Raw genomic sequence first — 18,850 nt, 5'->3', positions numbered from 1 at the left:
CGGCGGCCACCCGCCCCGGGCTTGCGGTCTGACCTGCGGCGCAGCCTAGCACGCACGGTGAGTCCCCTCAACATCATCCGCTTCTGAGCCGCGCACCACCGCCCTGAAGTTGAGCGGCCTTGATTTCTTCCCCATCCAACTGCCCTCCAGCATAGACGTAGGGTGAGTACAGTGTGTAAGATGCACTCGGTTTTGCCGGGCTGCCCGGTTGTACTTTCTCACCTCACTTCCCTCCGCGCCCCTTGCGGCGCGCCCGAAAGGACCACCATGCAACTGACGCCGCTGCACATCCAGGGAGGCCGGGAACTGTCCGGCGAGATCGCCATTCAGCCCAGCAAGAATGCGGCGTTGCCGATTATCGTCGCCAGCCTCCTGAGCAGCGAACCCGTCACCCTGCATGGGGTTCCGCGTCTCAGTGACGTCTACACCATCCTCGACCTCGCGCACCACATCGGTACCCGTCATGCCTGGGTCGGCCCCAACAGCCTCACCCTGCACACCCCCGAGATTCTCAACACCGACGCCCCCTATGCCCTGGTGAGCAAGATGCGCGCCAGCTTCATCATGATGGGGGCGCTGCTGGCCCGCGCCGGACAAGCCACCGTTTCTATGCCCGGCGGCTGTGCCTTCGGGTACCGACCGGTTGACCAACACGTCAAGGCGTTTCGGGCGCTCGGCGTGCACGTCGAGGAGGAGGGCGGCAACTTCGATGCTCGGCGAGAGCGCAGCCTGGACGGCACCTTTATCTTCGAGCTGCTGACTGTAGGCGGCACGCAGAACGCGGTTCTTGCGGCGGTGCTGGGTGACGGTGTGGTGACGCTGGAAAACGCCAGCATCGACACGGACGTCGTGGACATGATCGAGTTCCTGAACTCGCTCGGGGCCGACATTCGGGGAGCGGGCACCAACACCCTCACCATCCGCGGCGTCCAGGCTCTGCGTGGGGGCGAATACCGCATTATTCCCGACCGGATCGAGGCCGGAACCTTTATGATCGCCGCTGCCGCGACCCGCAGCCGCCTGACCCTCACGAATGTGCGCCCCGACCACCTGCGCGCGGTCAGCAGCAAGCTGATGGAGATGGGCGCCGATATCCTCGAAACAGAAGGCCGCCTGATCGTGGACGCCCGCCACCGCGAGCTGAAGCCGGTGAACGTCACCACCCAGAGCTTCCCCGGCTTTCCTACCGATCTGCAGCCTCAAATGAGCGCCCTGCTCGCCACTGTTCCCGGGACCAGCGTCGTGCAGGACCCGGTGTACCCCGACCGCCTCACGCACGTCGCAGAACTGCACCGCATGGGCGCCAACATCACGGTCAGCGGGTACACCCAGGTGATTCAGGGTGGCCACCTGCATGCGGCTCCCGTCAAGGCGGCCGACCTGCGCGCGGGGGCAGCCCTCTTTATCGCTGCGCTGACCACGGAGGGAGAAACCGTGATCGACGGCGTGCAGTACCTCAACCGGGGGTACGAGCGCCTCGCCGAGCGCCTGCGCTCCATCGGTGCGAACGCCTGGCAACCCCAGCCTGTGCTCGCGAGCGCGATGGACTGAGATGGACTGAAGAGAAAAAGTGGAGGTGAGCGCGCCGCTCCTGGATGGGGGGCGCGCTTTGGCTAGACCAGCTCTTCCCGCGACTCCTGCCGGAACTGGAGGTCGTAGAGGTCGCGGTACAGTCCTCCCGCCGCGAGCAGTTCCGTATGGGTGCCGTCGCCTACGACCTCCCCGGCGTTCAGCACCAGAATTCGGTCCGCGCTGCGAATGGTGGAGAGGCGGTGCGCAATCACGAAGGTGGTGCGGCCCTGCATCAGCCGCTCGAGGGCGGCCTGTACGAGCGCCTCGGACTCGTTGTCGAGGGCACTGGTGGCCTCATCGAGAATCAGGATGCGGGGGTCCTTGAGCAGCGCGCGGGCGATCGCGACCCGCTGCCGCTGCCCGCCGCTGAGTTTCACGCCGCGTTCGCCGACGACGGTCGCGTAGCCCGCCGGAAGCGCGGTGATAAAGGCGTGGGCGTTCGCGGCGCGGGCCGCAGCTTCAACCTCGGCGGGGGTCGCGTCTGGCCGCCCGTAGCGGATGTTCTCCGCGATCGTCCCGGAAAAAAGGAGGGTCTCCTGCGGGACCAGCCCAATCTGCGCCCGCAGGTCCCGCAGGGCATAGGCGCGCACGTCGTGGCCATCCACCCGCAGGCTGCCGCCCGTCACGTCCCAGAAGCGCGGGATCAGGTTGACGAGCGTGGTTTTGCCCGCCCCGCTCGGGCCGACCAGGGCGACCACCTGTCCGGCGGGCACATCGAAACTCACGTCCCGGAGCGTGAGGACGTCACCGTACCGAAAGGACACGTGGTCAAAGGTGACACGCCCCTGCGCACGCCCGAGGGGGACAGGTGAAGCCGCCGCGGGGAGGTCACTGCGCTCGTCGAGCAGCTCGAAGATGCGGCCCGACGCCCCCAATGCCTCCTGAACCTGCCCGAAGAGGCTCGTGATCGCGGCGACCGTCGCGCCGACCTGAAGAGCATAGATCAGAAATGTGACCAGGTTGCCGGGGGTGAGTTCCCCCGCCATGACGAGCCGCCCGCCGTACCACAGCACCACCGCGAGCGAGCCGAAAGACAAGAAGCCCAGCGCGCCACTCATGAGGGCCTGGAGCCGGGCGCGTTTGAGCGCGGCGAGAAAGCTCGCCTGTACGCCCCGCCCGTACCGGGCCTGCTCCAGCGCCTCCGCCGTGAAGCCCTGCACCACCCGCATCCCGCTGATGGCCTCCTCGGCGCTCGCGTTCGCGTCGGCCACACGGTCTTGGACCTCGCGGCTGACCCGGCGGATGCGCCGCCCGATCACGATCGCCGTGAAGGTCACCAGCGGAATGACCGCCAGCGTGAGCAGACTCAGGCGGGCGCTGGTGAGCACCAGCAGCGTCGTCGAACCCACGATGTTAAAAAGAAGCGCGGCGGCCTGCGCGAGCGCTGTGCTCGTCACCGCCTGCACAGTGCCTACATCCGCGGTGAGGCGGCTGGTCAGCTCTCCCGTCTTGTGCTCCGCAAAAAAGCGTGGCGAGAGCGTGAGCAGGTGCCCGAAGAGAGCGCGGCGCAGATCGGCCACGACGCTTGCCCCCACGCGCGCCAGCAGGTAGGTCTGCGCCACCCCAAACAGCGCCGAGAGGGCAAAAACTCCCAGCAGCAGCCCTACCGTTCGGTCAAGGGGCCCGGTGTCTGTGTTGCCCACCTTCAGAAAGGAAGCGTCGATCAGGCGCCCGAACAGCAGCGGAAAGACGAGGTTCAGGCCGCTTGACAGCAGTGTGGCGAGCAGGCCGAGCACAAACATGACGCGGTAGGGACGCGCATAGGCCAGCAGGCGCGTGAGCTGGCGGGGGCGGGATGCCATAGCGTAAGCGTACGCCCGGTGGGGGAGACACCCCCGCTGAAGCCGGACCCGGTCTCCACCCAAGTTCTGCTCAAGGGACGTCGCATGTTCATGAGAGGCGTGCTTCCTACACTGGGTCAGAACGCTGGCCTTGCCCCTCTTGGCCCGTTCGTGACGGTTCGCCCTGAATCCTCCTCTTCCTGAAAGCAGGTTTGATGATGTCCACAACGGTCTTGAATGGGCGTTCCGCCTTTCTTCTCGCTGGCCTGACGGCGGCCCTTCTCGGCACGGCCCTCGCGGGAGGCACCGACACCGCCCGACAGCAGGAAGGCTTCTTGGACGTGAATGGCGCGCGCATCCACTACGTGAGTGTGGGACAGGGCACCCCAATGCTGCTGCTGCACGGCTACCCCCTCAGCGGTGAGCTGTTTGCCCGCAACCGCGCGGCCCTCGCGGCGGCCGGGTACCGCGTGATCACCATTGACCACCGCGGCTACGGCCAGAGCACCGCGCCTGCCGGTGACCCGGGCAGCCTGCAAACCTACGCGAAGGACGCCCTGGCCGTCCTGGACCAGCTGGGCGTGCCCAGGGCCATCGTCGGTGGAATGAGCATGGGTGGCCCCATCGCCTTTGAGATGTACCGTCAAGCCCCGCAGCGTTTCATAGGCCTGATCCTGATGGGCACGGTCGCCAACCCCGCCAGTCTGGTGGAGCAGAGCCTCTGGAAGGGGATGGCGCAAAAGGCCGTCACCTTTGGTCCACAGTCTCTGGCCCCCGAACTCCTCAAGGACATGCTGACCGGCGAGACACGCCTGAACCGTCCCGCTGACGCCGCCTTCCTGACGAACATCATCAAGCAGGCGTCCGTTGCCGCGAATGTGGCGGGGGCTCAGGTCCTCGCGACCCGCCCAGACGCCCTGCCAACGCTTAAGACCATCACGGTCCCGACCCTCATTCTCGAGGGCCTGGAAGACACCGTCTATCCGACCGAGTTCAGCCTGAAGATGCAGCAGAATATTCCCGGCAGCACCCTGGTGATCATTCCTGGAGCCGCCCACGCAGCGATTTTTGAAAAGGCCGCCGCGGCCAACCGGGCAATTATCACCTGGGCCAAGAACCTGCGCTGAAGCCCCAAAGAAGAGCGGCGGGCCTGCCTCCGCCCGCCGCTTCTGGCTTTTTCGCTTATGCCAGGGCCGTTTCAGCCTCCACGGAGGGCATCCCGAAGGCGTCCGCCACCCCCTGATACGTCAGCTTGCCCCGGTAGGTGTTCAGACCCCGCATCAGAGCCGGGTTGCGGAACAGCGCCCCGATGCCCTGATCGGCGAGCAGGAGCACGTAGGGGAAGGTGGCGTTCGTGAGGGCAAAGGTGCTCGTGCGCGGCACCGCGCCCGGCATGTTGGCGACGCCGTAGTGAATGACGCCGTCCATCACGTAGATGGGGTCATCGTGGGTGGTGGGGTGAATGGTTTCCACGCAGCCACCCTGGTCGACAGCCACGTCCACGATGACGCTGCCTTCCTGCATCAGCGCGAGCATGTCGCGCGTGACGAGGTGCGGAGCCTTGGCTCCGGGAATCAGCACCGCGCCGATCAGGAGATCCGTTTCGGGCAGCAGCGCCCGGATGTTCGCCTCACTGCTCATCATGGTGGTGAGGCGGCCAAAGAACACGTCATCGAGGTAGGTGAGGCGGCGGTGTGACACGTCGAGCACCGTCACCTTGGCCCCCAGCCCCATCGCCATCTTCGCGGCGTTCGTCCCCACCACGCCGCCGCCGATGATCAGCACGTGTCCCGGCTGCACGCCCGGCACGCCGCCGAGCAGCACGCCCCGCCCGCCCACCGGCTTCTGAAGGTGAAAGGCCCCGGCCTGCACGCTGAGGCGTCCCGCCACCTCGGACATGGGGGTCAGCAGCGGCAGGCTACCGTCTTCGAGCTGCACGGTCTCGTAGGCGACGCCCGTCGTGCCTGCGGCCAGGAGCGCGTCCGTAAGGGGGCGGTCGGCAGCGAGGTGCAGGTAGGTAAAGAGCAGCAGATCAGGCCGCAGGTACGAGTACTCCGAAGCGACGGGCTCCTTGACCTTGACGACCATCTCCGCAGCCCAGGCGTCGGCGGCAGAGCCCAGAACAGCCCCGGCCGCCTCATACTCGCTGTCTGCGATGCCGCTGCCCAAGCCTGCGCCGCGCTCAACGGTGACGGTGTGGCCCCGGCGCACCAGCGTGGCGACGCCACCGGGCGTGAGGGCCACCCGGTTTTCCTTGACCTTGATTTCCTTGGGAAGTCCAATCTTCATGCAGTACCCCTAGCGGCAGCCAGCACGAGCCTGCTGCCTAGACCTCACTGGTATGACGCAATGCTAGCAGGAGTTGGACTCGGCGCGATTGCCCAAACGGAGTTGCTGGAAGGCAGCCGCGCAATAACGTTGCGCCCATCCTGCTATTCTGCGGGCATCCATGTCACAGGCCGAACTAGACGCCACCGACCGCCGCATCCTCACGATTCTCCAGGAGGACGCCCGCATTCCCAACACCGAGCTCGCGGACGAGATTGGGCTGACGCCGGCACCCACGCTGCGCCGCGTCCGGCGGCTGGAGGAAGAGGGGGTGATTCGCCGCTACGTCGCGCTGCTTGACCCCAAGCGCGTGGGTCGGGACCTGATGGTGCTTGTGCGCGTGACGCTCGACAAGCAGACCAAGCAGGGCTTCGAGACCTTTGCTGAACACATGCGGAACCGTCCCGAGGTGTTGGAATGCTACCTGTGTCTGGGGGACACCGACTACCTCCTCAAGGTCTGCGTGCCTGACCTCGATGCCTACCAGCGCTTCTTGGTAGACGTGCTGGCCGCGATTCCCGGGGTGCGGAACACCGCGAGCACCATCATCGTGAAGCAGGAGAAGTACACGACGAGTCTGGCGCTGGAGTGAGGCCGGGTGCGTGAGGCTGCTCGTTTCGCCCCGAGCGGACGGCCTATCCTAGGGCCGCCACCACCAGCGTCACCACGAGTGCGGCCAGGCCCATGCCGATGCTGCTGGCGGCGCCCGTCGTCTCGCTCTCCTCGCGGGCGCGGGCGGTGCCGATGCCGTGGGACACGCTGCCCAGGGCGATGCCGCGCGCCAGCGGGTGACGAACCCCCAGCCGGGTGAGCGCCGGCGGCAGCACCAGCGCCCCCAGCAGCCCCGACAGCACGGCCAGTGTGGCGGCGAGCGCCGGAGGGGCCTGGGTGAAGTCGGCGAGTTGCAGCGCGACCGGGCTGGTGGCCGGAGCGGTGATGAGGGCGCGCCGCGCCTCTACGTCCAGCCCCAGCAGGTGGGGTAGCAGGCTGTCTACCGCCACGCCGACCAGGGTACCGGCCACGCCCCCTAGCCCCAGCGCCCGCCACTCGCGCGCGAGCAGGGCCCGCAGCCGGTACAGCGGCACGGCGAGCGCCACCACCGCCGGACCCAGCAAAAAGGACACGGGCCGGACCTCGTTCAGGTAGCCCTTATACGGGGTGCGCGTCAGCAGCAGTGCCGCGGCCACAAGGACGGTGGCGATCAGCGTCGGGTTCACCAGCGGATGCCGCACCCGCGCCTGTGCCACCACGCCCAGCGCGAAACTCAGGAGGGTAAGGGCGACCCAGAGCATGGGGGAACGCTATCAGCTTTGGGTGGTGTCTTTGCTGGTGACCTGTGACCCCTCACGAGGGGTCTGCACCAGCCGCGCCGCCAGCAGCCCCGCTGCCCCCGCGCCCAGCAGCAGCCCGGCGAGCATCACGAGCAGCCATAGCGCCCAAGCGGCGCCCGCCGAGAGATACTCGATCACGCCGACAGTGGCGGGCACAAACAGCAGGCCCAGGACCGCGAGGAGGCCGTCTGCAGCCTCCTCGATCCAGTGGAGCCGCACGGCGCCAAGGGACAGCGCGGCCCACAGCAGCCCCATGCCAAGCACCGAGCCCGGCAGCGGGAGGTGCAGCAGGGTGGCCAGGCCGGTGCCCAGCGCGGCAAACGCCACCAGCACGCCCATCCCCAGCACGAGGCGCACCGGACCGGGGAGGCTTCCAGCGGGGGCGGGAGGGGGGCCGCTCATGCCCCCGCTGGAACCTTGAGGCGAGCCAGCATGCCGCGCACGACCTGCTTGGCGTGCCGGGCCACCAGCGGCATAAAGGTCCGGTAGTCTACCTGCGCGTCGTGGTCGGCGGTGTCACTGACCGAGCGGATCACCACAAAGGGCACGCCCGCCTTGGCACACACCTGCGCGACCGCTGCCCCCTCCATCTCCGCGCAGGCGGCCCCAAACTGCGTCCAGAGCCGCTGCACGCCCTCCCGTGAGGCGATGAACTGGTCCCCGCTCGCCACCCGGCCTTCCCGGACGCGCACACCTTCCACCTCGTGCGCGGCCGCCAGGGCCACGGCCCGCAGATGCTCGTCGGCGGTCCAACTCGGGGCCTCGCCGGGAAGGGTGCCGAGCGGGTAGTCCAGGGCAGTGACGTCCACGTCGTGCTGTACCAGGTCGGTGCTCACCACGATGTCCCCGACCCGCAGCTCGGGGTGAACGCCGCCCGCCACGCCGGTAAAGATGACGCGCGTAGCCCCCGCAGTCAGCAGGGATGTCGCTGTCATCGCAGCGTTCACCTTGCCGATCCCGCCCTTGGTCAGCAGCACGGGCACGCCGTCCAGCACACCCCGGTAGAGCACGCCGCCGGGCCGCGCGAGCTCTTCGCGTTCCTGCAGGTCCGCCAACAGCAACTCGATCTCTTCGTCCATCGCGCCCATCATCGCCAGCATGAGGGGCAGTCTACGGCGAGAAGGGCTGAACTCCACCTTGACCCAGGTCATGGCCCTTGGTGGCGCGGCGGCGCAAGGTGGAGCTATGCCTCATGTCATCACCAGCCCCTGCATCGGTGTCAAGGATCAGGCCTGTACCGAAGTCTGTCCGGTCGAGTGTATCTACGACGGCGGCGACCAGTTCGTGATTCACCCCGACGAGTGCATCGACTGCGGCGCCTGCGTGCCCGCCTGCCCGGTGAGCGCGATTTTTCCCGAGGAGGACGTGCCCGCGGGCGAGGAAGAATTCATCGTCAAGAACCGCGCCTTTTTCGGCCTATGACCCTGCTCACGGTCCTCTCCGCCCTGAACGTGCTTCTCGTGGGGATCTGGGTCGGCATGTACCTGTTCACCACCTTGGTGGTCAGCCCGGCCTTTATGGAGCTGTTTCCGGACGCAGCCACCCGCACGGCGCATCGCCGCACGGTCGGGCGGTATTACGCGCGGATCAACGGTCTCCAGACGGGCCTGCTGCTCATTACGGTGCTCGCCCTGGGCGCGGCCCGGGGCTTCAGCGCGGCGCTGCTCGCCGAGCTCGCGCTGCTGCTCCTGATCGGCGGGCTGGTGGCCCTGCATGTTCGCCGGGGGCAGGCGCAGGGGCGGCCGCCCGTCTGGATCACCAACCTCACGTTGGCGGCCACAGCCCTGCTGTGTGCCCTCTCCGTGGCGGTGCACCCATGACGCTGACCCACGCGGACGCGCTTTTTGCTCGCCTCGGCGACGAGCCGCTACGGCGCGTGCTGTGGGCCTTTTATGCCAAGGCGACCCGTGACGAACTGTTGGGCCCGGTGTTTACCCGCAGGATCGGGCCGTTTCCGCACGGCGGCTGGCCGCTGCACATCGCCCGCCTAGAAGGCTTTTGGCGTGCGGTCACCGGCGGCCCCAGCGCCTACCGGGGTCAGCCCGGCCCCGCTCACGCGAAGTTGGGGCTGGGTCCCGCCCACTTCGACCGCTGGTTGGCCCTTTGGGAGGAGACGCTGCGCGAACACCTCGACTCGTCGGAGGCGGAGGCACTCCTGACCCTCGCGCGGCGGATGCGCGTCAGCCTGGAGCGTCACGCGCGGTTGGGCGAGCAGGAAACCCCATGAACCGTGCTCGGCTGCCGCAGGTGCTTGCCGCCACGCGGGGGAGGTCAGCACACAGGGAGGCCCTCTGCTGGTCGCCCTGGAGGCCACCCACCCCCTCCGGAACACGGGGGCTGGTCACGCTCCTCTAGGAGCGCTGAAGGCGGGGACGTCTCCTTGGGCAGCTGGACCGTGGCAGCATCAGGGGACGTGACGAGCCGTGCCCAACTCCTCCTCAGCCACGCCCCGGTGTTTCAGGGGGCCAGTTCGGCCGACCTGCGTCCCCTCGCTGCCCTGGGCGTTTTCCGCGTTCTGCGCCGCGGCGAACACCTCTTTCGCATGGGTGACCCCCTCGAGACCCTGTTTGTGGTGAGTTCTGGCAGCGTGCGCGTCTACCGCCTGGCGCGGGGCGGCACCCGCGAACTCACGCTGCATGTGGAGGGTCCCCGGCAACTCGTCGCGGGCCTTGCGGCCTTCCAGAGCCAGGCGATGGCGCCAGCAAGCGCCGTCGCGCTGCAAACGCCCACAGAAGTTCTGTGCCTGCCCGCAGCAGCCGTTCGTGAGCGGGTCTTCGGGACGCCCGCCCTCGCGGGGGCCGTGATCGCGTACTTCGCCCGCCGCCAAGCCGAACTCCTCGCCCGGATGGAGGGGCTGGTCTTTAGTGAGCTTGGCGAGCGGCTGGCTGCCTACCTGCTTGAGCACGCGGCGACGGGCCCCTATGCCCTTCCCACCAACAGCGAGCTTGCGGCGCTGCTGGGCACCGTTCCAGAACTCATCAGCCGCAAGCTGGGCGAGTTCTACCGCCTGAACCTCATTCACCTCGAGCGCCGCACCGTGCGTCTGAGCGATCCGGCCGAGCTGGCCCGGCTGGCTGGGAGGAACCGCGAGGGGTAGCTTCTCCTCCCGGCGTATCCTCCCCCCATGACCCACGCGGAGCTGCCTGAACTGACGCCCCTGGCTTCCGGCACGGACCCCTACGGGGCGCTTGACCCCGCCGCGCTGCGCCACCCGGACAGCCTGAAATGGACCCTGTACGAGGAGGGGGTCATTCCCCTGTGGATCGCGGACATGGATTTTCCGATTGCGCCGCCCATCCTTGCGGCGTTGCAAGAACGCCTCACCCGTGGCCTGGGATACCACACCCAGGGGGGCGCGGCGCTGCGGGATGCGCTGCGGGAGCGCTTCGCCGCCCAGGGCCTCACCGACTTGCCGGAAGACGGCCTCCGCCTTCTGCCGGGGGTCGTACCGGGGCTCTATGCCGCCGTGCACGCCCTGAGCGAACCGGGTGACCCGGTGCTTACCATGACGCCCATCTACCACCCTTTTCATCTCAGCATCACCGAGCAGGGCCGCCGGGTGGCCGCTGCGCCGCTGCGTGAAGGCCAGAACGGGAAAGGGCAGCCGGGCTGGGAGATCGACTGGGACGCGCTGGAGACCGCCGCTCGGAGTACCCGGCTGCTGCTGCTGTGCCACCCCCACAACCCCACGGGGCGCGTGTGGAACGCCGCTGAACTCGCTCGGCTGCGTGACTTTGTGCTGGAGCGAGACCTGTACGTGGTGTCTGACGAGCTCCACGCGGACCTGCGCCTCACAGACGCGCCCTTTGAGTCCTTCGGCGCTGATCCGCGCGTGCGCGGCCGCACCCTGACGCTCACGGGTCCTGCCAAGGCGTACAACACGGCGGGCCTGGGAATCGGTGTGCTGGCGGGCCATGACCCGGAGCTGGTCCAACGGGTCAGGGCAGCGGCTGGGGGCTTGATGGGGCACCCCTCGGCGCTCGGTGTGACCGCCTGGCAGGCCGCGCTGAGGGCGGGGGGGCCGTGGCTACGGGACACCCTCGCCTATCTGCGCGGCAACCGCGACGTGCTTGCCGCCTTCCTCGAAGCGCACCTGCCCTGGGTTCGCTTTGCCCCGCCCGAGGCGACGTACCTCGCCTGGCTGGACCTGCGCGCCCACCCCCGTGCGGGGGAGATCCAGCCGTTCCTGCTGCAAGAGGCGCGCGTTGCCGTGCATGACGGTCCTACCTTTGCCCCCGCCGAACTCAAAGCCCACTACCAGGGCTTTATCCGCCTGAATTTCGCCACCAGCCGCGCCCTCCTGATCGAGGCGCTGGAACGCATGGCGCGCGCTTTGGAACGGCGCCGCTGACGGCACGCGGCTCCCCAGCCTCTAACTGCTCCCCGCCAGTTCTCGCAGCCGCTCGATCAGGGGCCGCAGCCGAGCTCGGCGCAGTTTGAGGGCCGCGCGGTTCACGATCAGGCGGGCCGAAGAGTGGTACAGCACGTCGATCTCTTCCAGGTTGTTGGCGCGCAGGGTGCTCCCGGTCTGGACAAGGTCGACCACGGCGTCGGCGAGGCCCGTCAGGGCGGCCAGCTCGATGTTGCCCGACAGCTTCACGATCTCGGCGGGGATGCCGCGCCCCGCGAGGTAGGCGCGGGTCGAGCGGGGGTACTTGGTGGCCACGCGCCCGATGGGCCCGGTGGCACCCACCTCCCGGATCAGCGCGAGGTGGCAGGCGGCAAAGCGCAGGTCGACCGGCTCGTACACGGTGCGCCCCGACTCGATCAGCACGTCCTTGCCCACGATCCCTGCGTCGGCGACGCCCAGGTCCACATAGACGGGCACGTCTTGGTTGCGCAGCTCCAGCACCGTCACCCCGGGAAACTCATGCCGCAGGGCGCGGGACTTCTGCGGGAGCGTGAGGGGCAGACCCGCGCGCGCAAGCAGCGCCACAGCGTCTTCCAGGATGCGGCCCTTGGGCAGCGCGAGGGTGAGGTGGTCAGGGCCGCGGGGTGGGGCCGGGGTCATGCGGTCACCTCCTGCAGGGTGTTGCCGTAGGCCCAGCGGCGGATGCCCCGTTGCCGGGAGTAGGCGAGCAGCTCGGCCTGGTCTTCGGTCCAGGCGAGTTCGGCCACCAAGCCGGCGGCACGAGCGGCCTCTGCCCCGGCTCGGTCGAGGGCAAGCACGACCTCTGGTTCGGGCGGCAGGTTCGGCGCGGCGACCTCGGTCAGCCGTTCAAGCCCGATGGCAAAGCCCGCGCCCGGCAGACCCCCCAGGTCATAGCGTCCGCCGCCCAGCAGCGGCTGGTTGAGGCCTTCGGCATAGGCACGAAAGGTGATCCCGGTGTAGTAGCCGTAGCGGCGGCTGGCGCCCAGATCAAACAGCAGTTCTCCGCTGCACAGGGCTGAAACGGCCTCCAGGTGTGCGACCGCCGTGCGGGCCCGCTCACCGCGTGCCAATTCGCGGGCCTGCCCAAGCACCTCCGGTCCCCCGTACAGGTCGGTGAGGGTGTGCAGGACGCGCGTGACGTCGCGGCTCAGGCCGTGCGCGGCGGCGAGCAGGTCCACGTCTGCACCGCTCTTGCGGTCGATGGCGTCATGCAGGGCATTGCGCGCCTCTGGCGACAAGCCAGCGTCCTCGAGCACAGCGTCCACGAAGCCGGGGTAGCCCACCTCCATCACCGCCTGCACGCCCACGGTTTGGAGGGCCCGCGTGCCCAGTTGCAGCAGCTCGGCATCGGCCTGGGGGGTCGCGACCCCGATCAGCTCCACACCCACCTGACCGAATTCGCGCAGCCGACCCAGCTCGCTGGTCAGGGTCCGAAGCCACAGGCGACCCCCGTACTGCAGGCGCAGCGGAAATGGTCCCTGGGGAAAGCGGGCGCGCACCAGACGGCCGATGGCCGTGGTGAACTCGCTGCGCAGGGCGAGCACCTGTCCGCCCGCGTCGATCAGCTTAAAGGCGCGCGCGTTTTGCGGGTGCCCCTCGGAGGCGAACTCCAGCGCGGGCACCTCGACGCCCCGGTAGCCCCAGGCGGCGAACTCGGCCACCAACCGGGTGCGCAGATGCTCGCGCCAGGCCCATTCGGGCGGCAGCACGTCACGGGTGCCCTCGGGCACGGCCCGGGTCACAGCAGGGGGGCGGGCAGGCAGACTCACGGGGGGCATTAAAGCACTCCGGGAGCGTCCAGACACCGGCAGGAGGAAAGGGGCACGGGCGTGCCCGCGTGTGGCTGACCGCTATACTTCCCCCCATGCGCCGCCTGCCCCTCGCCCTCCTGCTGCTGGTGCCCTTGCTGGGCGGCTGTGCCCGTACGACCGACACCTTTAAGCCGCGCATCGTGATCACCAGCCCGGATGGAAGCGGCGTGGAGCGAGCACGGACCTTTACGGTCAAGGGGTACGTGCTCGACGATCAGGGGGTCAAGCGGATCACGGTGGATGGAAAGAGCATAGCCCTTCAGCCGGGGAGCCGCAAAATCGCCCATTTCTCCTTTGAGGCCCAGGCGACGGGAACACGGAGGCAGTACACCATTGGAGCAGTGGACTTCGCGGGCAACAAAAGCACCTTGGTGCTGCCCATCGCGGTAGACAGTACGCCGCCCACCGTGAGGGTCACGCGCTTTGAACGGGACGGCAACCTGATTCGCGTGACGGGCGTCGCCACCGACAACCAGCGCGTTGCCCAGGTGGTCGTGGACGGCAACCGCCTCAACATCACGCCCGGCACCCAGGTGGACTTCTATGCCGAGACCACCGGTGTCTATGCTGACCTTCAGGTGACGGACGGGGCTGGAAACGTCACCCGCCTTCGGGCCGAGCGGTGAAGTGCGCCGAGTGCTCCGGCCCACGCCCGCCCAGGAGGTTCCTCCCCCCGCACAGCTCCCGGAGATCATCCGGCGCCTGGCACAGACCTATCTGCCCGCACGGCCCGCACCGCGTGTGAGCCCCGAGCCGCTCGACGACCTTATTCAAATCATCCTGGCGCAGCAAAATACGGCGGCCCACGCCCGGCGGCAGTTCGCGGCCCTGCAAGCCGCCTACCCGGTGTGGGAGGCAGCCCTCGCCGACGGCCCAGACGGGGTTGAGGCCGTGCTTCGTGCGGCAGGCGGTGGCCTGACGCGGACCAAGGCCGACTACATCTGGAATATGCTCTTCCGCCTGGAAGAGACGCGCGGCCACCTCAGTCTGCGCGACCTGCGGCAGATGGATGATGCCGCGGCCCGCGCCCTGCTGGAAGCGCTGCCCGGTGTAGGCATGAAAACCGCCTCGCTGCTGCTCCTTTTTGCGTTGGCTCGCCCCGCCATCCCGGTCGAGAACAACATTCACCGGGTCGCTGAACGGCTCGACCTCATTCCCGCGCGTTGGAATGTGTTGAAGGCAGAACGCTGGTTTGACGAGGTGCTGCCGCGCGACTGGGCAACGCGGTACACCTTCCACGTCTCGGCTATCCGGCACGGGCGGCAAACGTGCCTGACCCGCCGTCCCCATTGTGGGGCTTGCGTCCTGCAAGACCTTTGTCCCACGTCGGCCCTGTTTCTGAACGCTTCTTCCCTCGGTCGCCTCCCCTGAAGGCGCCTTGGCAGGGGAAAGGGGTCAGACCTGTTCGGGTCTGCCCCCTTGTTGTCCGGTGTGGCCCGCGCAGCTCATCCGGATTCTGGCCTGTTCAACCGGAATCCGGATCAGGCCTTGTCCGGATGGCGTTGTGACTCGTGCAGGTTCACCGGCTGGCCGCGGCGAACGCGCAGATTGAGCAGTTCCACCATGATGGCAAAGCCCATGGCGAAGTAGGTGTAGCCCTTGGGGATCTTGAAGCCGAAGCCGTCCGCGACCAGGTTCACGCCGATCAGCAGCAAAAAGGCCAGCGCCAACATCTTGACCGTGGGGTGCGCCTGCACGAACTCTCCGATGGGACGGGCCGCCACCAGCATGATGGCGACCGTCAGGACCACGGCGCTCACCATCACGCCGATGTCTTCGGCCATCCCGACCGCCGTGATGACCGAGTCAAGACTAAAGACGATGTCCAGCAGCATAATCTGGCCGATGATGCCCGCGAAGTTCACCGCGCCCTGTCTCACCACGTCGCTGCCGTGATGCACGCTGGGTCCCTCCAGCTGCTCATGCATCTCCTTGACGGCCTTGTACAGCAGAAAGAGACCGCCTCCGATCAGGATCAGGTCCCGCCCTGAGAAGCCCCGGCCAAACAGGACAAACAGGTCATCTTGGAGGCGGTAGATCCAGGTGATCGAAAACAGCAGCGCGAGCCGCATCAGCATGGCAGCCAGCAGGCCCAGCGTTCGGGCGCGCTGCCGCTGCTCGGGGGGCAGCTTGCCCGCCAGGATACTGATAAAAATCACGTTGTCGATGCCCAGCACCACCTCCAGCAGCAACAACGTTCCAAAGGCCAGCCACGCTTCAGGCTGACTGACCCAACCGAAAAGGGTTTCTATCACGCAGCACTCCAGGTCAAGGAAACGGAGTGGGACGCGAGACCCGGCGTCCCACCGCAACACGAGGCGGCACAGTCGACGGCAAACACGGAGGATTCCCCGCAGCGCACCCGGCGGGCGCGTTACGGTGTATGCTCCGGGAGAAGTTGTGCACGAATCTTAAGTAAAAGATGAAGGGCGTTAATCTTCGGGTGAGCGCGGTGTGGCGCCGTCCAGGTACACGCTGAGCAGGGCCTGCGCCGTTTCCTGCGGGTCGCGGGTGGGCGCGCCCGTCACCAGCGGGTACAGCAGGGCGAGCAGGGCCCGCGTGAGTACGGCGGGGGGCAGATCGGCTCGGAGTTCGCCGCGCCGCGCGGCCTCCTCGATCAGTCGGGTCAGGCCGCCCATCCATACCCGGCGGTACTCCTCCTCAAAGGCTCGGCGGCGCTCGGGGGAGACGTGCCGCAGCTCACCGGCCAGTTGCAGGCCTAATCGCTGCTCGGGAGCGCTGGCCAGCAGGTCGCCCACCAGTGTTTCAAGCTGTGCGCGTACGCCTGTTTGGGCCCCGGCATGGGCCACCAGACGAGCGAGCCCGGCCAGGGTGCCCTCCAGCATCGCCAGGAAGAGGGCTTCTTTGTCGGCGTAGTGGTGGTAGAGCGCAGGCTTGGTCACGCCCACCGCCGCGGCCACCTCACGCATGCTGACCCCGTGATAGCCGCTCGCCACAAAAAGCCGCGCGGCCTCGGTCAGGATGCGGGCGCGAGTGGTATCGGGAGTGGGCGAGGCCGGTAGGGAGGGCGGAACAGTCACACCCGCATGATAGCCCGAACGGGGCAGAAGTCCCGTCTCCGCTGTGGGGGAAGAGCTGCGTACACTCTCGTCATGACCCGCCGCTCGCAGGAGCACACCGCAGAACGCCGCGGCCTGGCCCGGCTCCGGCCCTTTCAGGCGGACCTCACCGCCCTGTTTCGCCTCGCCGTTCAGCTGATCTTTAACCTGCTGATCGTCATCATCCTGATCGCCCTGTTTATCGGCGTGGGACGGGTCTTTCTTAATCTTACCTTTACGCTCTCGCAGAGCACGGTGCCCAACGCCTTTAACGTCATCGTGTCCGACGTTCTCGCGCTGCTGGTGGTCATCGAACTTTTCCGCTCGTTCGTCGAGTACTTTGACCACCGCCGGGTTCGCATTCACGTGCTGGTGGACGTCGCGCTGATTTTTGTGCTGCGCGAGCTGATCATCGGCCTGTACAGCGGCGACCTGCACGAACCGGCGCTGCTGCTGGCCTATGGGGCGGTGCTGCTCGCCCTCGGCTTGACCCGCACCCTGGTGCTGCGCTTCTCGTATGCGCGTGATCCGCTCGCCACGGCCCGCGAGAACGAGACGGACTGAGTGGGAGCACTCAGCTCGGCACTTCTGCCGCCCATACCTCCTGCGGGGTCTCGCGGCGGCGGATGAGCGTCCAGCCCGTTCCGTCCCACAGCGCCTCGGCGGGTCGGGAGCGGGTGAGGTAGCTGCTGCTCATGCTCGCGCCGTAGGCCCCAGCCTCACCGACGGCGAGCAGGTCGCCGGGGCGGGGGGAGGGGAGGCTCACATCCCGCGCGAGCAGGTCGCCGCTCTCGCAGGCGGGTCCGGCCACGTCCCACCGCTCTCGCGCCGCGGCTGGCTGCGGGTCGTCCCAGAGGGCCGTGATGGGGTGCTGCGCCCCGTACAGCATGGGCCGCAGCAGTTCGGTCATCCCCGCGTCGGTCAGCAGAAAGTTGCGCCCGGTGCGCTTGGTGCCCACCACGCGGGTCAGAAGGGTTCCGGCGCGGGCCACCAGGTACCGCCCCGGTTCCACCCAGAGCTGCGCCCCGAAGACCGTCGCCGCCCCCCACGCAGCCTGCGCGATCCCGAGCAGGTCGGCGTCCACCCCCCAGCCACCGCCCACGTCGAGCACCTCGAGCTCGCCCGTCTGTGGGCGCAGCTCCGCCAGGCGCGCGAAGGCTGCGCTGAAGTCGGAGGCATCCCGAATCGCGCTGCCGATGTGCACATGCAGGCCCCGCGCGTCGTGCCCGGCCGCGCGCAGGGCCCGCAGCACGCCGGGCGCCTGTTCCGGCGTCACGCCGAACTTGCTGCTCGCCGCCCCGGTGGCGAGGTGGTCGTGCGTGCTCACGGCCAGGGCCGGATTCACGCGCACCAGCGCCTTGGAGCGGGGTGGGAGGAGCGCCGCCTCCTCCGCGCGGTCCACGATGAAGGTCGCGCCCAGGCGCGCTCCCGCTGCGTATTCCTCCGCCGACTTGGCCGGGCCGTTGACAAGCAGCGCGTCCCCGCTCGCGCCCACGTGCTCGGCCCGCGCGATCTCGCCCGCGCTCACACACTCAAAGCCCACGCCCGCCGCCCGCAGTCGGCGCAGCAGCGTGAGGTTAGGGTTTGCCTTCATCGCGTAGTACACCCGCCCCTTGCCAAAGGCCGAGCGCACCCGCGCCAGGGCCGCGTCGAGTTCGGCGGCGTCGTAGACGTACAGAGGGGTTCCGAAGCGGTCGGCGGCGGTCAGAAGTTGGGCACGCGGAAGGGTCACGGGGGAAGTGTAGGGCAGACCCGCGCCGGTCAGGTCATCCGGCGGATGTCTTTTGGGCGGCTTTGCGCCACACTGGGCCCATGCGCCTCCTGCTGCGTCCCGTCCTGCGCGAGCTGCGCGCCCTGTACGACGTGGCCGGTGTGATGCCGCGCTTTCAGGCCTACACCGACCTGATGACCGCCGGGCCGGAATTCCTTCCGCTGGGGGCCTTTAGCCCGATGGGACAGCGGCAGCCCGCCTTCCTTGACGCGCTCCTGGCGCTGGACGCGGAGGGCGAGGCCGAGCGCGAGTGCCAGCGGATAGAGGCCGAAGGGGCGGAGTGGCCGCACAGCTTTCGCCTGCTCCTCGTCGTGCTGGACGAGCCGCGCAACGGGTGGACGCAGCGCTGGCTGACGGACGCCGAATGGCGCTTTCAGGGGAAGTATGACCGCTTGCCCCAGGGTTCCCCCGCCGCCGGGTTTGACCGCTGGGTGACCGTGCAGCTCTGGACGGACGCCCCTCCCGCCCTGGAGACCGTGCGCGGTGAGGTGCGCGCGGCCGTTTGGCGAGCGGCCTGGCAGGCCCGGCACGGCCTTCCCGTCACCCTGCGGCAGATGCTCGTACAGGAGGGCGGGGCGGCGCGGTTTGCTGGAGAGAAGCCGTTCCTCGATCCGGAGGAGCTCGCCTATACCCGCGCCGTTTTGATGCCCCTGCTGGACTCTGACCACTGGCCCACCTGCTTTGCGGCCCTGTACGGTGACGACGCGGCGCGGACAGTGGGGTTTTCGGCCTTGGGGCTATGCCACCGAGCCGGGTTTGGGCTGGCGCTTGCCCAGGGCACCGAGCTGTAGCGCGGCGCGAACGGCCTCACCCTCACGGTCTCCC

22 protein-coding genes are annotated in these 18,850 nt (G+C 68.3%); 12 read left to right on the top strand and 10 right to left on the bottom strand.

Features of this window, described 5'->3' with window-relative positions; genetic code table 11:
- The first annotated feature begins 267 nt into the window (after window positions 1-267).
- On the top strand, window positions 268-1,551 hold the full coding sequence (gene murA / locus EI73_RS04425; RefSeq protein WP_034384614.1) for a UDP-N-acetylglucosamine 1-carboxyvinyltransferase: 1,284 nt from the start codon (window positions 268-270) through the stop codon (window positions 1,549-1,551).
- A gap of 62 nt (window positions 1,552-1,613) precedes the next feature.
- Here the strand turns inward: murA and EI73_RS04420 are convergent, their stop codons facing one another.
- Window positions 1,614-3,374, bottom strand: a complete 1,761-nt coding sequence (locus EI73_RS04420) for an ABC transporter ATP-binding protein (RefSeq protein WP_034384612.1) — start codon at window positions 3,372-3,374, stop codon at window positions 1,614-1,616.
- Window positions 3,375-3,586: 212 nt separating this feature from the next.
- Between EI73_RS04420 and EI73_RS04415 the strand changes: the two genes are divergently transcribed.
- Complete coding sequence (locus EI73_RS04415) at window positions 3,587-4,480, top strand: alpha/beta fold hydrolase (RefSeq protein ID WP_231557282.1); 894 nt, start codon at window positions 3,587-3,589, stop codon at window positions 4,478-4,480.
- Between the two features lie 55 nt (window positions 4,481-4,535).
- On the opposite strand, the gene ald is transcribed toward EI73_RS04415, so the two are convergent.
- Window positions 4,536-5,642 (bottom strand): alanine dehydrogenase, encoded by a 1,107-nt coding sequence (gene ald, locus EI73_RS04410; RefSeq protein WP_034384610.1) that lies wholly within the window; start codon window positions 5,640-5,642, stop codon window positions 4,536-4,538.
- A gap of 160 nt (window positions 5,643-5,802) precedes the next feature.
- Between ald and EI73_RS04405 the strand changes: the two genes are divergently transcribed.
- On the top strand, window positions 5,803-6,273 hold the full coding sequence (locus EI73_RS04405; RefSeq protein ID WP_034384608.1) for an Lrp/AsnC family transcriptional regulator: 471 nt from the start codon (window positions 5,803-5,805) through the stop codon (window positions 6,271-6,273).
- Window positions 6,274-6,316: 43 nt separating this feature from the next.
- Here EI73_RS04405 and EI73_RS04400 read toward each other — a convergent pair whose 3' ends face one another.
- Genes EI73_RS04400 through EI73_RS04390 form a run of 3 tightly spaced genes read right to left on the bottom strand, consistent with a single transcriptional unit; the run spans window position 6,317 to window position 8,112 of the window.
- Entirely contained in the window at window positions 6,317-6,973 is a 657-nt protein-coding gene (locus EI73_RS04400; protein ID WP_034384606.1) for an LrgB family protein, read from the bottom strand.
- A 12-nt stretch (window positions 6,974-6,985) separates the two neighbouring features.
- Window positions 6,986-7,414, bottom strand: a complete 429-nt coding sequence (locus EI73_RS04395) for a CidA/LrgA family protein (protein ID WP_034384604.1) — start codon at window positions 7,412-7,414, stop codon at window positions 6,986-6,988.
- On the bottom strand, window positions 7,411-8,112 hold the full coding sequence (locus tag EI73_RS04390) for a 5'-methylthioadenosine/adenosylhomocysteine nucleosidase (protein WP_034384602.1): 702 nt from the start codon (window positions 8,110-8,112) through the stop codon (window positions 7,411-7,413). Before EI73_RS04390 ends, EI73_RS04395 begins: the two co-directional genes overlap by 4 nt.
- Before the next feature lie 85 nt (window positions 8,113-8,197).
- On the opposite strand from EI73_RS04390, the gene EI73_RS04385 reads away from it, so the two are divergent.
- The 5 genes from EI73_RS04385 to EI73_RS04365 all read left to right on the top strand — a co-directional run bounded on the left by EI73_RS04385 (window position 8,198) and on the right by EI73_RS04365 (window position 11,363).
- Complete coding sequence (locus EI73_RS04385) at window positions 8,198-8,434, top strand: ferredoxin (protein WP_034384600.1); 237 nt, start codon at window positions 8,198-8,200, stop codon at window positions 8,432-8,434.
- Complete coding sequence (locus tag EI73_RS04380; RefSeq protein ID WP_034384598.1) at window positions 8,431-8,832, top strand: hypothetical protein; 402 nt, start codon at window positions 8,431-8,433, stop codon at window positions 8,830-8,832. The genes EI73_RS04385 and EI73_RS04380 overlap by 4 nt, the downstream gene beginning before the upstream one ends.
- Window positions 8,829-9,239: a group III truncated hemoglobin gene (locus EI73_RS04375; protein WP_034384596.1), complete on the top strand. Its 411-nt coding sequence runs from the start codon at window positions 8,829-8,831 to the stop codon at window positions 9,237-9,239. The genes EI73_RS04380 and EI73_RS04375 overlap by 4 nt, the downstream gene beginning before the upstream one ends.
- A 186-nt stretch (window positions 9,240-9,425) precedes the next feature.
- Window positions 9,426-10,109, top strand: a complete 684-nt coding sequence (locus tag EI73_RS04370; protein ID WP_034384594.1) for a Crp/Fnr family transcriptional regulator — start codon at window positions 9,426-9,428, stop codon at window positions 10,107-10,109.
- A 27-nt stretch (window positions 10,110-10,136) separates the two neighbouring features.
- On the top strand, window positions 10,137-11,363 hold the full coding sequence (locus EI73_RS04365) for a MalY/PatB family protein (RefSeq protein WP_034384592.1): 1,227 nt from the start codon (window positions 10,137-10,139) through the stop codon (window positions 11,361-11,363).
- Window positions 11,364-11,384: 21 nt separating this feature from the next.
- On the opposite strand, the gene hisG is transcribed toward EI73_RS04365, so the two are convergent.
- A complete protein-coding gene (gene hisG / locus EI73_RS04360) occupies window positions 11,385-12,023 on the bottom strand; it encodes an ATP phosphoribosyltransferase (protein ID WP_034384590.1) in 639 nt (212 codons plus the stop codon).
- On the bottom strand, window positions 12,020-13,162 hold the full coding sequence (locus EI73_RS04355) for an ATP phosphoribosyltransferase regulatory subunit (RefSeq protein ID WP_051935411.1): 1,143 nt from the start codon (window positions 13,160-13,162) through the stop codon (window positions 12,020-12,022). The genes hisG and EI73_RS04355 overlap by 4 nt, the downstream gene beginning before the upstream one ends.
- A gap of 86 nt (window positions 13,163-13,248) precedes the next feature.
- Here EI73_RS04355 and EI73_RS04350 point away from each other — a divergent pair, with 86 nt between their 5' ends.
- Both EI73_RS04350 and nth read left to right on the top strand, forming a co-directional pair.
- Complete coding sequence (locus EI73_RS04350) at window positions 13,249-13,821, top strand: hypothetical protein (RefSeq protein ID WP_034384588.1); 573 nt, start codon at window positions 13,249-13,251, stop codon at window positions 13,819-13,821.
- A 1-nt stretch (window position 13,822) separates the two neighbouring features.
- Complete coding sequence (nth, locus tag EI73_RS04345) at window positions 13,823-14,566, top strand: endonuclease III (protein ID WP_051935410.1); 744 nt, start codon at window positions 13,823-13,825, stop codon at window positions 14,564-14,566.
- Between the two features lie 110 nt (window positions 14,567-14,676).
- Here the strand turns inward: nth and EI73_RS04340 are convergent, their stop codons facing one another.
- Together EI73_RS04340 and EI73_RS04335 are read right to left on the bottom strand one after the other, a co-directional pair.
- Complete coding sequence (locus EI73_RS04340) at window positions 14,677-15,450, bottom strand: TerC family protein (protein WP_034384586.1); 774 nt, start codon at window positions 15,448-15,450, stop codon at window positions 14,677-14,679.
- 177 nt (window positions 15,451-15,627) lie between these two features.
- Window positions 15,628-16,236, bottom strand: coding sequence for a TetR/AcrR family transcriptional regulator (locus EI73_RS04335; protein WP_034384584.1), 609 nt, complete (start codon window positions 16,234-16,236; stop codon window positions 15,628-15,630).
- Between the two features lie 72 nt (window positions 16,237-16,308).
- Between EI73_RS04335 and EI73_RS04330 the strand changes: the two genes are divergently transcribed.
- Window positions 16,309-16,818 carry a phosphate-starvation-inducible PsiE family protein gene (locus tag EI73_RS04330; protein ID WP_051935409.1) on the top strand — a complete coding sequence of 170 codons (510 nt, stop codon included), beginning with the start codon at window positions 16,309-16,311 and terminating at the stop codon, window positions 16,816-16,818.
- A gap of 10 nt (window positions 16,819-16,828) precedes the next feature.
- Here EI73_RS04330 and lysA read toward each other — a convergent pair whose 3' ends face one another.
- Window positions 16,829-17,986 carry a diaminopimelate decarboxylase gene (gene lysA / locus EI73_RS04325; protein ID WP_034384582.1) on the bottom strand — a complete coding sequence of 386 codons (1,158 nt, stop codon included), beginning with the start codon at window positions 17,984-17,986 and terminating at the stop codon, window positions 16,829-16,831.
- An 80-nt stretch (window positions 17,987-18,066) separates the two neighbouring features.
- Between lysA and EI73_RS04320 the strand changes: the two genes are divergently transcribed.
- Window positions 18,067-18,816, top strand: a complete 750-nt coding sequence (locus EI73_RS04320) for a hypothetical protein (protein ID WP_034384579.1) — start codon at window positions 18,067-18,069, stop codon at window positions 18,814-18,816.
- Window positions 18,817-18,850: the final 34 nt, after the last annotated feature.

This window comes from Deinococcus sp. YIM 77859 (genome assembly GCF_000745175.1).
In the GTDB taxonomy this organism is placed as follows: domain Bacteria; phylum Deinococcota; class Deinococci; order Deinococcales; family Deinococcaceae; genus Deinococcus.
Note: the sequence above shows the minus strand (reverse complement) of the source record. Positions and strands in the feature narration are given on the sequence as shown.